General features: G+C 71.9%; 1 protein-coding gene. It reads left to right on the top strand.

The genetic code is table 11. The features are described 5' to 3' along the window. The first annotated feature begins 15 nt into the window (after nucleotides 1-15). On the top strand, nucleotides 16-17,133 hold the full coding sequence (locus ACYQ78_RS09210; protein ID WP_459800315.1) for an SDR family NAD(P)-dependent oxidoreductase: 17,118 nt from the start codon (nucleotides 16-18) through the stop codon (nucleotides 17,131-17,133). The last annotated feature ends 19 nt before the right edge of the window (nucleotides 17,134-17,152 follow it).

Below are 17,152 nucleotides of genomic sequence, written 5' to 3'. Positions count from 1 at the left end.
GAAAGGTCGTCGAAAATGGCGAACGAGGAAAAGCTTCGTGACTACCTCAAGCGGGTCACCACCGACCTGCACCAGACACGCGCGCGCCTGCGCGAACTGGAGGAGGAGCGGCTCGAACCGATGGCCGTCGTCGGCATGGCCTGCCGGTTCCCCGGCGGGGTGGCCTCTCCCGATGACTTCTGGTCGCTGCTGGTCGCGGGCACCGACACGGTCGCGCCGTTCCCGGCCGATCGCGGGCCCGAGTGGGGGAGCGTCTTCGACGAGGACCCCGAGGCCGTGGGCAAGAGTTACGCCCGTGAGGGCGCGTTCCTCGACGGGGCGGCCGACTTCGACGCCGAGTTCTTCGGCATCTCGCCGCGTGAGGCGCTGGCGATGGACCCGCAGCAGCGGTTGCTGCTGGAGACGTCGTGGGAGGCGCTGGAGGACGCCGGCATCGACCCGGTCTCGCTGCACGGCACCGCCACGGGCGTGTTCGCCGGGCTGATCTACCACGACTACGCCGCCGGTGGCGTGGGCGACGTCGAGGGCTACGTGAGCACCGGCATCTCGGGCGGTGTCGCGTCGGGCCGGGTGGCGTACACCCTGGGCCTGGAAGGTCCCGCGGTCACGGTCGACACGGCGTGCTCGTCGTCGCTGGTGGCGATGCACCTGGCCGCGCAGGCGTTGCGGTCGGGGGAGTGCTCGCTCGCGCTGGCCGGAGGCGTCACGGTGATGGCCCGGCCGGGGACGTTCGTCGAGTTCTCCCGGCAGCGCGGTCTGGCCGCCGACGGCCGTTGCAAGGCCTACGCGGAGGCGGCAGACGGCACCGGCTGGGGTGAGGGCGTCGGTGTCCTCGTCCTGGAGAAACTGTCGGACGCCCGCCGCAACGGCCACCGCATCCTGGCCCTGCTCCGTGGCAGCGCGGTCAACCAGGACGGCGCGTCGAACGGCCTGACCGCTCCGAACGGCCCCTCCCAGCAGCGGGTGATCTTGAGCGCCCTGGCCGGAGCCGGGCTGTCGGCCGGGGAGGTCGACGTCATCGAGGGCCACGGCACGGGCACCCGTCTGGGTGACCCGATCGAGGCGGAGGCGCTGCTGGCCACCTACGGGCAGGATCGGGACAATCCGGTCTTGCTGGGTTCGGTGAAGTCGAACATCGGCCATACCCAGGCCGCCGCCGGGGTGGCGGGTGTCATCAAGATGATCCAGGCCATGGACTATGGCGTCGTCCCGGCCACCCTGCACGTCGATGCCCCCTCCTCCCACGTCGACTGGACGTCGGGCGCGATCGACCTGGTGACGGAGGCGACGGAGTGGCCCGGCACCGGCCGCCCGCGCCGGGCCGCGGTCTCCTCCTTCGGTTTCTCCGGTACGAACGCGCACGTCATCTTGGAGCAGGCGCCCGCCGAGGAGCCCGTGCCTTTCGACAACGCGCGCGTCGTGCCGAAGCAGGCGCCCGGCGGAGAGCCCGTGAGCACCGGCAGGCCACCGGTGGTGCCGTGGCTGATCTCGGCCCGGAGCGCCGACGGACTGACCGCGCAGGCCGGCCGGTTGCGCGAGTTCCTGAAGGGCCGTCCGGAGCTGGACCCGGCCGACATCGGCCGGTCGCTGGCGGAGTCGCGGTCGAGCCTGCCGCATCGGGCCTTCGTCGTCGGTGCCGACCGGGACGAACTCCTCTCCGCCGAGTTCGCGAGCGGGTCGGCCGTTGGCGGCAAGGTCGGGTTCGTGTTCACCGGTCAGGGCGCGCAGCGGATCGGCATGGGCAAGGGTCTCTACGACGCGTATCCGGTGTTCGCGGAGGCGTTCGACGCTGTCTGCGCGGGCCTGGACCTGCCGGTGAATGAGGTCGTGGACCCGGACGTTCTGAACCAGACGATGTGGGCGCAGGCCGGGCTGTTCGCCGTCGAAGTGGCGTTGTTCCGCCTGCTGGAGTCGTGGGGTGTGACCCCGTCGATGGTGGCCGGGCACTCGATCGGTGAACTGGCCGCCGCCCACGTCGCCGGAGTGTGGTCACTCGCCGATGCCTGCACAGTGGTGGCGGCGCGAGGTCGCCTGATGCAAGCGCTTCCCACCGGCGGCGCCATGCTCTCGATCCGCGCGAGCGAAGACGAGGTCCGCGCAGCGCTGACCGAGGGCGTGGACATCGCGGCGGTCAATGGCGCCGATGCCGTGGTGGTCTCCGGACCCGCCGAAGCAGTAGAGGCCCTGCAAGAACGGTTCGAGAACACGCGACTCTTGAAGGTGTCGCATGCCTTCCACTCGTCCTTGATGGACCCGATGCTGGCCGAATACGCCAAGGTCACCGCATCGGTCTCCTACGCACCACCCCGCATCCCACTGGTATCGACGGTGACGGGCCTACCTGTCGAGGCGACCGATCCTGACTACTGGGTCCGCCAGGTGCGTGAGCCGGTCCGGTTCGCCGACGCCGTCACCACGATGCGCGAGAACGGCGTGCGCACCTTCGTCGAGATCGGCCCCGATGCGGTCCTCACCGCGCTGGGTGACGATTCATGGATCCCGGTTCTCCGCCGGGACCGCGACGACGCCACCACTCTGGTCTCGGCGGTGGCGCGACTGCACACCCGAGGCGGATCCGTCGACTGGACGCGGTTCTACGAAGGCGCCCAGCGGGTCGACCTGCCCACCTACGCCTTCGCCCGCGAGCGGTTCTGGATCGACCCCGCTTCCGGGGCCACCGATGTCACCGGCCTGGGCCAGTCGGCGGCCGGGCATCCGCTGCTCGGCGCCACCGTCAGCCTCGCGGCGGGCGGCGGCCTGATGCTCACCGGTCGCCTCGGGGTGAACACGCAGCCCTGGCTCGCCGATCACACAGTGGCTGGGCGGGTGATCGTCCCGGGGGCGGCGCTGGTCGAGATGGCGATCCGGGCCGGTGACGAGGTCGGCATGCCCCGGCTGGCCGAGCTGATCATCGAATCGCCCCTGGTCCTGCCGCCCGAAGGCGGGATCCGCGTCCAGGTGACGGTCGACGGCGGCACGGTCGCGATCTACTCCCAGGCCGAGAACGACGACGTCACCGGCGGCTGGACCCGGCACGCGACCGGCGTCCTCGAACCCGCCGACGCCGAACCGGTCACCGACCTCACCTCCTGGCCGCCCGCCGGAGCGGTCGAGACCGTCCTGGACGACCTCTATCCCGCCCTGGCCGCCGCCGGACTGGCCTACGGCCCCACCTTCCAGGGTGTACGAGCCCTGTGGCGGCGCGGCGAGGAGATCTTCGCCGAGGTCGCACTGCCCGACGGGGTGAACGTCACCGGCTTCGGTCTGCACCCCGCCCTGCTCGACGCCGCCCTCCACGGCCTCGCCGCGGGCCGGGCGACCACCGCGCCGTTGGTGCCCTTCGCATGGACGGGCGTCGTCCTCCACGCCACCGGCGCCACCACCGCCCGGGTCCGCATCGCCCCCGCCCCGAAGGGCGACGGAGTCACGGTCACCCTCGCCGACGAATCGGGCGAGCCCATCGCCTCGGTGGCGGCGCTGGCGCTCCAGCCGCTCTCCACCGACCTGGCCACGAACACCGCAGACTCCCTGTTCGCGCTGGACTGGGTTCCCGCCCCTCCGGCCGCAGCCGACGACACGCCGTGGGCCGTGATCGGTGCTGAGCTCCCGGGCGCCGTCCACCATCCCGACCTGACCGGACTGCTGGCCGCCGTGGACCGCCCCTCGGTGGTGTGCTACCGCCCGGACCTGGTCGCCGGTGCCCTGCCGGAGGCCGCCCGGACGCTCACCGTCGATGTGCTCGGCGTGATCCAGGAGTGGCTGGCCGCCGAGAACCTGGCCGACGCGAAGCTGCTGGTCGTCACCGGACCGGAGTTGCGCGAATCCCCGGTGACCGGTCTGGTGCGGACCGCCGCCGCCGAGAACCCCGGCAGGCTGGCCCTGGCCTCCGTCGACGACCTGACCTCTGCGGGCCCCCTGCTGCGAGCGGGCGTGGCCTCGGGCGAACCCGAATTCGCGATTAGGCAGGGGCAGGTGCTCGTTCCCCGTCTGGCCCGGCCCGTTGGGGCGCTGACCGTTCCCGCCGACAACTGGCGGTTGGACTTCACCGATCGCGGCACCCTGGAAAACCTGACCCTGCGCGCCACCGAAAACCTGCAGCTCCAGCCGGGTGAGGTGCGGGTTGGTCTGCGGGCGGGTGGCGTGAACTTCCGCGATGTCCTGAACGTGCTGGGCATGTACCCCGGCGACGCGGGCCGCCTCGGACTCGAAGGCGCAGGCGTGGTCCTGGAGACCGGCCCCGAAGTGACCGGCGTCAAGCCGGGCGACCTGGTGATGGGCCTGTTCACCGGCGCCTTCGGCCCCCAGGCGGTGACCGATCAACGCCTGCTGGCACCGGTGCCCGAAGGTTGGACTCTGGCCGAAGCGGCGGCTGCCCCCGTGGTCTTCCTGACCGCGTACCACGCGCTGGTCGAGCTGGCGGAGCTCCAGAAGGGCGAATCGATCCTGATCCACGCCGCCGCCGGTGGTGTCGGCATCGCGGCGGTGCAACTGGCCCGCCATCTGGGCGCCGAAGTATTCGGCACGGCGAGTCCTTCGAAATGGCCGGTGCTGCGGGACCTGGGCGTGTCGCATATCGCGTCGTCGCGCACCCTCGACTTCGAAACGGCCTTCCAAGCGGTGGACGTCGTCCTCGACTCACTCGCCGGAGAGTTCGTCGACGCTTCACTGAGGCTGGCGGCTGGCCCGCAGGGCCGGTTCGTGGAGATGGGCAAAGCTGACATCCGTGACCCGGAACAGGTGGCCCGTGACCACGATGGCCTGAAATATCAGGCGTTCGACCTGCTTGAGCTGCATCCCGACCGGATCGCCGGGATGCTGGCCGTGCTGTCGGAGTTGTTCGCCGCAGGATCGCTCACCCCGCTGCCGGTGACCTGCTGGGATGTGCGCCGCGCTCCCGAAGCGTTCCGCCACCTGAGCCAGGCCCGCAACGTCGGCAAGGTCGTGCTGACCATGCCTGCTCCGGAGCTGACCGGCACTGTGCTGGTGACCGGCGCGTCCGGCGCCCTCGGCGGTCTGGTCGCCCGCCACCTCACCGACAAGGCCGACCGTCTTGTACTGCTCTCTCGACGGGGCCCCGAGACAGGCGCTCTGGCCGCCGAACTCGCCAACCGGGGTGTCCACGTTGATGTGTGCGCAGTGGATGTCGCCGACCGCGAGCGGCTCTCTCATGTGATCGCCGGGATTCCGGACTTGCGCGGGGTCGTCCACGCCGCCGGTGTTCTGGACGACGGTCTGATCGGCTCGCTCACCCCCGCCCGAACCCACGCGGTGCTCCGGGCGAAGATCGACGGCGCCTGGCACCTCCACGAGCTGACCAGAACCCGTGACCTGGCCCTGTTCGCGGTCTTCTCCTCGATCGCCGGCGTCTGGGGCAACCCCGGCCAGGCCGGATACGCGGCGGCCAACACCTTCCTGGACGCCCTGTCCGCCCACCGCCAGAGCGAAGGACTCCCGGCGACCTCCCTGGCCTGGGGCCCCTGGGCCGCCACCGGAGGAATGACCGAACACCTCACCCCGGCCGACTGGCAGCGCATGGCCGCTCAAGGCCTGCGGCCCCTCTCCGAAGACGACGGCCTCGCCCTCCTCGACGCCGCGACGGACCTCCCGCGAGACCTCCTCATCCCCGCCAGGATCGACCGCGCGACCCTGCGCCGCCGAGGCCCCGCGACGCCTCCGCTGCTGTCCGGACTGATCCCCGCCACGAACCTCCGCCGCACCGCAGGGTCGATCACCGCGGGCGGAACCGGCCTCGCCGCCAAGCTGACCGGCCTGTCCCCGGCCGAACGCGAGGAGACCATCCGCGAGATGGTGCTCAGCCAGGCGGCCGTCATCCTCGGTATGGCGGGGACGGCCTCGATGGACTCCGGCCGGTCCTTCCGTGAGTTGGGCTTCGACTCCCTGACCGCCGTCGAACTGCGCAACCGCCTCGGCGAGACGACCGGCCTGCGCCTGCCCGCCACCCTCGTCTTCGACTACCCGACGCCATCGGCGCTGGTCGCGTACATCCTGACCGAGGTGCTGGGCGGCGCGGTGGCGACCCCCACCGCGCGAACCGGCGCGCGGGACGACGACCCGGTCGTCATCGTCGGCGTCGGCTGCCGCTTCCCCGGCGGCGTCGGATCGGCGGACGAATTCTGGGACCTGCTCTCCTCGGAGACCGACGCCGTGACCGGTTTCCCCCGCGACCGGGGCCCGGCCTGGGAGGGCGTCGTCGACCCCGACCCTGCCGCGTCCGGCAAGACCTATGCGGGCACCGGCGGTTTCCTGCACGACGCCGGACAGTTCGACGCCCCGTTCTTCGGCATCTCGCCCCGCGAGGCCCTGGCCATGGATCCCCAGCAGCGCTTGCTGATGGAGACCTCATGGGAGGCGTTGGAAGACGCCGGCATCGACCCCGTCTCGCTGCACGGAAGCGAGACCGGCGTCTTCACCGGCCTGATCTACCACGACTACAGCACCGGCGGCCCGGCAACCGAGGACGTGGAAGGCTACGTCAGCACCGGCAACTCGGGCGGAGTCGCCTCTGGCCGGGTGGCGTACGCGCTGGGCCTGGAGGGTCCGGCGATGACCGTCGACACGGCCTGCTCGTCGTCCCTGGTGGCCCTGCACCTCGCGGTCCAAGCGCTGCGTTCGGGCGAGTGCTCCCTCGCACTGGCCGGTGGGGCGACCGTCATGTCCACCCCGGGCACCTTCGTGGAGTTCTCCCGCCAGCGCGGTCTGGCCGCCGACGGCCGCTGCAAGGCCTACGCCGACGCGGCGGACGGCACCGGCTGGGGTGAGGGTGTCGGCGTCCTGGTCGTAGAACGCCTCTCCGACGCCCGCCGCAACGGCCACCGAGTGCTGGCCGTCGTCGCCGGAACCGCCGTCAACCAGGACGGCGCATCCAACGGCCTCACCGCCCCGAACGGCCCCTCCCAGCAACGGGTCATCCGCACCGCCCTGGCCAACGCGGGCCTGACCGCCGCCGACGTCGACGTGATCGAGGGCCACGGCACCGGCACCCGCCTCGGCGACCCGATCGAGGCCCAAGCCCTCCTCGCCACCTACGGCCAAGACCGGGAGACCCCGGTCCTTCTCGGCTCGGTGAAGTCGAACATCGGCCACACCCAGGCGGCGGCTGGCGTGGCGGGTGTCATCAAGATGATCCAGGCGATGGCGCGCGGGATGGTCCCGGCGACACTGTACGTGGACGCCCCCTCCGCCCAGGTCGACTGGCAGTCGGGCGCTGTCACGCTGGTCACCGAGGCGACGGCATGGCCGGACACCGGCCGCCCCAGAAGAGCAGGCGTCTCCTCCTTCGGCTTCTCCGGTACGAACGCCCACGTCATCCTGGAACAGGCGCCGAACGAACCGACCCCCAGCGACGGTCAAGGCGCCGTGCCGGTCACCGGCAGCTTTCCCGCGACCGCCGACGGCCGCAGCGGGATGCCGGTCATTCCCTGGCTCATCTCCGCCCGCAGTCGAGCCGGTCTCGCCGCCCAGGCTGCCCGCCTGGCCGAGTTCGTCACGGCCAGGCCCGAATCGGCGGTCGACATCGGGTGGTCCCTCGCGACGACCCGCTCTGGCCTGTCCCACCGCGCCGTCGTCGTAGGCGGTGATCGCGCCGAACTCCTGGCCAATCTGACGAGCCTCGCCGACGAGACCACGCCGGGAGCCGTCGTTGGCGTCGGCAAGGTGGGCTTCGTCTTCACCGGCCAGGGCGCGCAGCGGATCGGCATGGGCCGGGGTCTGTATGAGGCGTATCCCGTGTTCGCGCAGGCCTTCGACGCGGTCTGCGCCGGACTGGAGGAGCACCTCGACGGATCGGTCTCGGCCGTCGTCCACAACAGCGACTCCCTGCACCAGACAATGTGGGCTCAGGCGGGACTTTTCGCCGTAGAGGTCGCGCTGTTCCGCCTGCTGGAGTCGTGGGGCGTCACTCCGTCCATGGTCGCCGGACACTCGATCGGCGAACTCGCCGCCTCTCACGTCGCCGGAGTCTGGTCACTCGCCGACGCCTGCGCCGTGGTGGCCGCCCGAGGCCGCCTGATGCAAGCGCTCCCCACCGGCGGCGCGATGCTCGCCATCCGCGCGAGCGAAGACGAGGTTCGTGCCGCTCTGACCGACGGTGTGGACATCGCTGCGGTCAACGGCCCCGATGCCGTGGTGGTCTCCGGACCCGCCGAAGCAGTGGAAGCCCTGCAAGAGAGGTTCGACAGGACCCGCCTCCTGAAGGTCTCCCACGCCTTCCACTCCTCGCTGATGGACCCGATGCTGGCCGAATACGCCAAGGTCACCGCCTCGGTCTCCTACGCACCGCCCCGCATCCCGCTGGTGTCCACAGTGACCGGCCTGCCCGTCGAGTCGACCGACCCCGACTACTGGGTCCGCCAGGTCCGCGAACCCGTCCGGTTCGCCGACGCCGTCACCACCCTGCGCGAAAGCGGCATCAGGACCTTCGTCGAGATCGGCCCCGACGCAGTCCTCACCGCCTTGGGCGCCGACGACACCTGGATCCCCACCCAGCGCCGTGACCGCGACGAGGCGCGCACTTTCGTCGAGGCGATCGGGCGGCTGCACACCCTCGGCGGCACGGTCGACTGGCCCCGCTTCTACGAAGGGACCGGCGCACGCCGCGTCGACCTCCCCACCTACGCCTTCGACCGCCGCCACTACTGGCTGACCTCCCCGGGCGCCTACGGCGACGCGGCGGGCCTGGGACTCGGCCCGTCCCGCCACCCGTTGCTGGGCGCGGCGGTGAACCTTCCGGCCAGCGGCGGCCTGGTCCTCACCGGACGCCTGTCGGTCAGCGCCCAGCCGTGGCTGGCCGACCACGTCGTGGCCGGTCAGGTGGTGGTCCCGGGCGCGGCCCTGGTCGAGATGGCCATCCGAGCCGGAGACGAGACCGGCAGACCGCGGCTCGCCGAGCTGATCATCGAATCGCCCCTGGTCCTGCCGTCCGGAGGCGGCATCCGCGTCCAGGTGACGGCCGACGACGGCGCCCTCGCGATCTACTCCCAGCCCGAGCACGACGACCCGGCGGGCACCTGGACCCGCCACGCCACCGGCACCCTCGCCGAAACCGTCACCCCGGAAACCCCGTTCGACTCCTGGCCCCCGGCCGGGGCGACCGTCGAGAACCTCGACACCTTCTACCCCGCACTGGCCGAGGCCGGCCTGAACTACGGGCCGATCTTCCAGGGTGTACGCACCCTCTGGCGACGCGGCGACGAGATCTTCGCCGAGATCGCCCTCGCCGACGACACCCAGGTCACCGGCTTCGCCCTGCACCCCGCCCTGCTCGACGCCGCCCTCCACCCCATCTCCGCCACCGGCACGGCCTCGGGCCAGGACGGCCCCCTGCTGCCCTTCGCCTGGACCGACGTCGTCGTGCACGCGACCGGCGCCCGCGCGGCCAGAGTGCGGCTGACCCCGACCGGCGACGGCGTCTCCCTGACCCTGGCCGACGAAACCGGCGCGCCGATCGCGACCGTGGGCGGCCTGGCATTGCGCCCCCTCCCTACGGCTCAGGTGGCCGCCCCTATCGTCGGCGAGGCGCTGTTCACCCTCGACTGGATCCCCGCGAGCGCATCCGTGCAGGTCAGCGCGTCGGAGAACGCCGTGGTCATCGCGTGCCCGGAACCGCCCGGGGGCGCGCACGCCGGCGATCGGGCTCGTGCCACGGCGGCCCGAGCTCTCGACATGGTGAAGGAGGGGCTCGCGGCCGGGTCGCCGCTGGTCGTGGTGACCGAGCGCGCGGTCGACACGGGTTCCGGCGGAGTCCCGATCGACGTGACCGGCTCCGCCGTCTGGGGGCTGGTCCGCGTCACCGCCGCTGAGAACCCCGGCCGACTGGTCCTCGTCGACCTCGACGTCCCGCTCTCCGCCGACGGCGCCGAAGATCTGGTCCGCGCGGCCGTGGCCACCGGTGAGCCCCAGATCGCCGTCCGATCGGGCCGCCTGCTGGTCCCGCGCCTGGCGAGGATGAAGCCGTCGGCCGCTCTGGCGGTCCCGGCGAACACGGACACGTGGCGGCTCGACTTCACCGATCGCGGCACCCTGGAGAACCTCACCCTGCGCCCGGAAGACAGCCCGCAGCTCCAGGCGGGTGAGGTGCGGGTCGGCCTGCGAGCCGGTGGCGTGAACTTCCGCGATGTCCTGAACGTGCTGGGCATGTATCCCGGCGACGCGGGCCGCCTCGGTCTCGAAGGCGCGGGTGTGGTCCTGGAGATCGGCCCGGAGGTGACCGGTGTCAAGCCGGGTGACCTGGTCATGGGCCTGTTCACCGGCGCTTTCGGCCCCCAGGCGGTGACCGATCAACGCCTGCTGGCACCGGTCCCCGACGGCTGGACACTCGCCGAAGCGGCGGCTGCCCCCGTGGTCTTCCTGACCGCGTACCACGCGCTGGTCGAGCTGGCCGACCTGCGGAGAAACGAATCGATCCTGATCCATGCGGCTGCGGGTGGTGTCGGCATCGCGGCAGTGCAGCTGGCCCGCCACTTGGGCGCGGAGGTGTTCGGCACCGCCAGTCCCTCGAAGTGGCCGGTGCTGCGGGACCTGGGTCTGTCGCACATCGCGTCGTCACGCACCCTCGACTTCGAAACGACCTTCCAAGCGGTGGACGTCGTCCTCGACTCCCTCGCTGGAGAGTTCGTCGATGCTTCGCTCCGGCTGGCCGCAGGCCCGCAGGGCCGGTTCGTGGAGATGGGCAAAGCTGACATCCGGGACCCGGAACAGGTCGCCCGTGACCACAAAGGCCTGAAATATCAGGCGTTCGACCTACTCGAGCTGGACCCCGACCGCATCGGCCGGATGCTGGCCGTCCTGACCGAGCTGTTCGCCCGAAAAATCCTCAAGCCGCTGCCCGTGACCTGCTGGGATGTGCGCCGCGCTCCCGAGGCGTTCCGCCACCTGAGCCAGGCCCGCAACGTCGGCAAGGTCGTGCTGACCATGCCGACGCCCGAGCTGACCGGCACGCTTCTCGTGACCGGCGCATCCGGTGCGCTCGGCGGTCTGGTCGCCCGCCACCTGGCCGACAAGGCCGACCGCCTGGTCCTTCTCTCCCGGCGAGGCCCCGAGACAGGCGCGCTGGCCGCCGAACTCGCCAACCGAGGCGTCCACGTTGATGTGTGCGCGGTGGACGTCGCCGACCGCGACCCGCTCGCCAACGTCATTGCCGGGATTCCGGACTTGCGCGGTGTCGTCCACGCCGCCGGTGTCCTGGACGACGGTCTGATCGGCTCGCTCACCCCGGCCGCGCTGGACGCCGTCATGCGCCCCAAGGTCGACGGCGCCTGGCACCTCCACGAACTGACCCGAAGCCTCGACCTGAGCATGTTCGTGCTGTTCTCCTCGATCGCCGGCGTCTGGGGCAACCCCGGCCAGGCCGGATACGCAGCGGCCAACACCTTCCTGGACGCCCTGTCCGCCCACCGCCAAAGCGAAGGACTCCCGGCGACCTCCCTGGCCTGGGGCCCCTGGACCGCTACCGGAGGGATGACCGAGCACCTCACCCCGGCCGACTGGCAGCGCATGGCCGCCCAGGGAATGCGGCCCCTCTCCGAAGACGACGGCCTGGCCCTGCTCGACGCCGTACAGATGGCCCCGGCCCTCGTGATCCCGGCCCGGCTCGACCCGAAGGTGTTCCAGCGACGGGGCCGCGACGTCCCCGCCCTGATGTCGGGCCTGGTCACCACGGCGCCCCGCGCCGCCCGGCGCACGGCGGGACCGGCCGGAATCGCCGATGGCCTGGCGGGCGTGCCCGCGGCCGAGCGCGAGGAGACCGTCCGCGACCTGGTCCTGGCCCAAGCGGCTCTGGTCCTCGGGATGCCCGGCCTGGACACGATGGATTCCGGCCGGTCCTTCCGTGAACTGGGCTTCGACTCGCTGACCGCCGTCGAACTGCGCAACCGCCTCGGCGAGACCACCGGCCTGCGCCTCCCGGCCACCCTCGTCTTCGACCACCCGACGCCGTCCGCGCTGGTCGCGTACATCCTCACCGAACTGGGCGGCCGGATCACCGACGCCGCCCTGCCCGGCGCGCCAAGAGCCGTGGACGCCGACGACCCGGTGGTCATCGTCGGCATGGGCTGCCGTTTCCCCGGCGGCGTCGCCTCCGCCGCCGACTTCTGGACCCTGCTCTCCTCCGGGACCGACACGGTGTCGGGCTTCCCCACCGATCGCGGCCCGGAGTGGGGGAGCGTCTTCGATGAGGACCCCGAGGCGCTGGGCAAGAGCTACGCCCGCGAGGGCGCGTTCCTCGGCGGCGCGGCCGACTTCGACGCCCCGTTCTTCGGCGTCTCACCACGCGAGGCCCTGGCGATGGACCCGCAGCAGCGACTCCTCCTGGAGACGTCGTGGGAGGCCCTGGAGGACGCGGGCATCGACGTCAGCGCCCTGCACGGCAGCCAGACCGGCGTCTTCACCGGCCTGATCTACCACGACTACGGCTCCGGCGGCGCCGTCCCCGGTGACGTCGAAGGCTACGTCAGCACGGGTATGTCCGGCGGAGTGGCCTCCGGCCGCGTTGCCTACGCGCTCGGCCTGGAGGGCCCGGCGATGACCGTCGACACGGCCTGCTCGTCGTCCCTGGTGGCGCTGCACCTGGCCGTCCAAGCACTGCGTTCCGGGGAGTGCACCTTGGCCCTCGCCGGGGGAGTGACCGTGATGGCCACCCCCGGCATCTTCGTCGACTTCTCCCGCCAGCGCGGCCTGGCCGCCGACGGCCGCTGCAAAGCCTATGCCGACGCCGCCGACGGCACCGGCTGGGGTGAAGGAGTCGGCGTCCTGGTCGTAGAACGCCTGTCGGACGCCCGCCGCAACGGCCACCGCGTGCTGGCCGTAGTGGCCGGAACCGCCGTCAACCAGGACGGCGCCTCCAACGGCCTCACCGCCCCCAACGGCCCCTCCCAGCAACGGGTCATCCGCACCGCCCTGGCCAACGCGGGCCTGACCGCCGGAGAAGTAGACGTCATCGAAGGCCACGGCACCGGCACCCGCTTGGGCGACCCGATCGAAGCCCAAGCCCTCCTCGCCACCTACGGCCAGGACCGGGAGACCCCGGTACTCCTCGGCTCGGTGAAGTCGAACATCGGCCACACCCAGGCAGCGGCCGGCGTGGCGGGGGTCATCAAGATGATCCAGGCCATGGCCCACGGCGTCGTCCCGGCCACCCTGCACGTGGACGCCCCCTCCGCCCAGGTCGACTGGCAATCAGGCGCCGTCACACTGGTCACCGCGGCGACAGCATGGCCGGACACCGGCCGCCCCCGCAGGGCGGGCGTCTCGTCCTTCGGCTTCTCCGGCACGAACGCCCACGTCATCCTGGAACAGGCGCCGAACGAACCGACCTCCGGCGACGGCCAAGGCGCCGTGCCGGTCACCGGCGACTTTCCCGCGACCGCCGACGGCCGCAGCGGGATGCCGGTCATTTCCTGGCTCGTCTCCGCCCGGACCGAGGCGGCGCTGGCGGCGCAGGCCCGACGACTGCGTGACCACCTGATCGCCCACCCGGAACTCGACCCGACCGACGTCGGATGGTCCCTCGCCACCACCCGCGCTCACCTGAGCCACCGCGCCGTGGTCGTGGGCGCCGACCGTACCGAACTCCTCGCCCGTCTGGCCGACCCGACGACGGCGAGCACCGCCTCAGCGGGCAAGGTCGCCTTCGTCTTCACCGGCCAGGGTGCACAGCGCATCGGCATGGGCCGCGAATTGCACCAGGCCTATCCCGTGTTCGCGCAGACCTTCGACGCGGTCTGCGCCGGACTGGAGGAACACCTCGACGGATCGGTCTCGGCCGTCGTCCATAACAGCGACGCCCTGCACCAGACGATGTGGACACAGGCCGGACTGTTCGCCGTCGAGGTCGCGCTGTTCCGCCTGCTGGAGTCCTGGGGCGTCACTCCATCGATGGTCGCCGGGCACTCGATCGGCGAACTCGCCGCCGCCCACGTCGCCGGAGTCTGGTCACTCGCCGACGCCTGCGCCGTGGTGGCCGCACGCGGTCGCCTGATGCAAGCACTGCCCACCGGCGGCGCGATGCTCGCCATCCGCGCGAGCGAAGACGAGGTCCGTGCCGCTCTGACCAAGGGCGTGGACATCGCCGCGGTCAACGGCCCCGACGCCGTCGTGGTCTCCGGACCCGCCGAAGCAGTAGAGGCCATGCAAGAACGGTTCGACAAAACGCGACTCCTGAACGTGTCCCACGCCTTCCACTCGTCACTGATGGACCCGATGCTGGCCGAATACGCCAAGGTCACCAAGTCCGTGTCCTACGCACCACCCCGCATCCCGCTCGTGTCCACGGTGACCGGCCAGCCCATCGAGGCGACCGACCCCGACTACTGGGTCCGCCAGGTCCGCGAACCCGTCCGCTTCGCCGACGCCGTCACCACGCTGCGCGAAAACGGCATCAGAACCTTCGTCGAGATCGGCCCCGACGCCGTCCTCACCGCCGACGAGACCTGGATCCCCACCCAGCGCCGCGACCGGAGCGAGGCGCAGGCCCTCGTCACGGCGGTAGGAGAGTTGCACGCCCGAGGCGCGACCGTCGACTGGTCACGCTTCTACGCGGGAACCAGCGCACGCCGCGTCGACCTCCCCACCTACGCCTTCACCAGGGAGCGCTTCTGGCTGAGCGGAGGCCGAACCCCAATGGACGCGGCCGAGCTGGGCCAGTCGGTGGCCGGGCACCCGCTCCTCGGCGCGGCCGTCGACCTGGCCAGTGACGGCGGCCTGGTCCTGACCGGCAGGCTGTCCCTGGCCGCGCAGCCCTGGCTCGCCGATCACCAGACCGCCGGTCACATCGTCGTCCCGGAGACGGCCCTCATCGAGATGGCGATCCGCGCCGGCGACGAGACGGGACACTCCCGCCTGAGCGAACTCCAGGTCCACGTCCCGCCGGTCATCCCCGACCCCGGCGCCCTCCAGATCCAGGTCGTGGTCTCCCATAAGGACGACGACCGCAGGGAGGTGGCGATCCACTCCCGTCCGGAGAACGGCGCCTGGACCCGCAACGCCACCGCCGTCCTCACCGCCGTCACCGCCCAACCGGAGAACGCGACGGCCGAATGGCCACCGCCGGGCGCGCAACCGCAGCCCGAGACGTACCGGAACATCAGGTCTGTCTGGCGGCACGGACCCGAGCTCTACGCGGAGATCAGCCTCGACGACGGCCTGGACGTCACCGGCTTCGCCCTCCACCCCGCTCTCCTCGACGCGGTCCTGCCCTTGATCGGACCGTCGATGCTGGCGGCCACCTGGACCGATGTGGTCGTGCACGCCACCGGCGCCACCGAGGCGCGGGTCCGGCTGGCGCCCGTGCCCGGCGTCGACGCGATGTCGGTGACCCTGTCCGACGGGACCGGCAGGCCGGTGGCCACCGTGGGCTCGGTGAGCCTGCGCCCGCTCACTCCGGACGAACTCCCCGCCGAGACCACCGACGCGCTGTTCGCCCTCGAATGGGTCCCGGCCCCCTCCGGGTCGGTGCCCGTCTCCGACGTGAGCGTCGTCGACGGGCGCCCGCCGGAGGGCCCGCCCGACGTCGCGGCCCGAGCCGGAGTGGTGGCGACCCTGGCCACGCTGCGGGAACGGCTGGCGGCCGAAGAGTTCGTCGTCGTGGTCACCCACCAGGCGGTGGACACGGGATCCGACCCGGTCGACGTCGCCGGCGCGCCGATCTGGGGCCTGGTCCGGGTCGCCCAGTCGGAGTACCCCGGCCGGATCGTCCTGCTCGACCTGGACCCGTCTGCCGACCTCGACCAGGTGCTCCCGGCCGTCCTGAGCTCGGGCGAAGCGCAGGTCGCCGTCCGGGACGGCCGCCTCCTGGTCCCCAGGCTGGTCCCGTCGACTCCCACCGCGACGACCACCTCCGCCTCCGGGGGAACGCTGCTGATCACCGGTGCGTCCGGAGCGCTCGGCGGGCTCGTCGCCCGGGGCCTGGCCGCCGCCGGAAGGACGGAACGGGTCGAACTCCTCTCCCGGCGCGGAGCCCAGGCGGCGGGACTCGGCGCGCTGGCCGCCGAGGTCGCCGGACACGGGGTCACCACACGCGTCACCGCCTGCGACGCCGCCGACCGCGACGGCCTCGCCGCGGTGCTGGCGGGTGTCCCGGCCGCCACTCCGCTGCGCGGCGTGATCCACGCCGCTGGCATCCTGGACGACGGCATCATCGAATCGCTCACCCCCGCCCGGGTCGACGCCGTCATGCGCCCGAAGGTGGACGGCGCCTGGAACCTGCACGAACTGACCAAGGATCTGGACCTGCACGACTTCGTGCTGTTCTCCTCCCTGGCCGGTATCTGGGGCAACCCGGGCCAGGCCGGTTACGCCGCCGCCAACACCTTCCTCGACGCCCTCGCCGCCCACCGCCGCGCCGCAGGTCTCCCAGCCATCTCCCTGGCCTGGGGCCCATGGGACCTCGACGGACAGGGCATGGCCGACCGGATCGACGACGCCGACCGGCGCAGGATGGCCCGCAACGGCCTGCGGCCGATCGAGGGCGCCGACGGCCTGGCCCAGCTCGACGCACTGATCACCAGTGCCCCGGGGGCGCCGCTGCTCATCCCCGCCCACCTGGACCGCGGCGCCCTGCGTCTCTTCAACAGGACGGGCCGGACCGCCCGGCGCGTGGCCGACGCGCCCGCGCGAAGTGAGGCGGCCCGCCTGGCCGCGCTCCCCGCGCCCGCCCGTGAACGCGCCGTACGGGAACTGGTCAGGGCCCAGGCCGCCCAGGTTCTCGGCATGTCCGGCGCCGACGCGGTGCACGCCGAACGGTCCTTCCTCGACCTGGGCCTGACCTCCCTGACCGCCCTGGAGCTGCGCAACCGGCTGAGCCGCGTGGCTGGTCTGACCCTCCCGGCCAGCGTGATCTTCGACTATCCGACCCCGGCCGCACTCGCCGGATACCTGTGCGCGAACGTCGTCCCGGTGGAGACCGCGCCGCCCGTCCTCGACGGCCTCGACCGGCTGGCCGCCCAGCTCGCCGAGGTCGACCAGGACAGCGACCGGCGGGTGGAGATCGTCATCCGCCTCGAAGGTCTGCTCGCGGACTTCCGGGCCCGGACCGCCGACAACGCGACGGCCTACCAGGACCTGTCCGTGGCCAGCGACGACGAGATGTTCACCCTGATCGACCGCGAACTGGGCATCTAAGAAGGAAACGAAAAGAGCG

The sequence above is a fragment of the Herbidospora sp. RD11066 genome (genome assembly GCF_054661255.1).
This window is presented reverse-complemented; position numbering and strand designations above follow the sequence as displayed.

Coding starts and splice junctions, on each gene's coding strand:
- ACYQ78_RS09210 (WP_459800315.1), top strand. CDS start 16: ATGGCGAACGAGGAAAAGCTTCGTGACTACCTCAAGCGGGTCACCACC.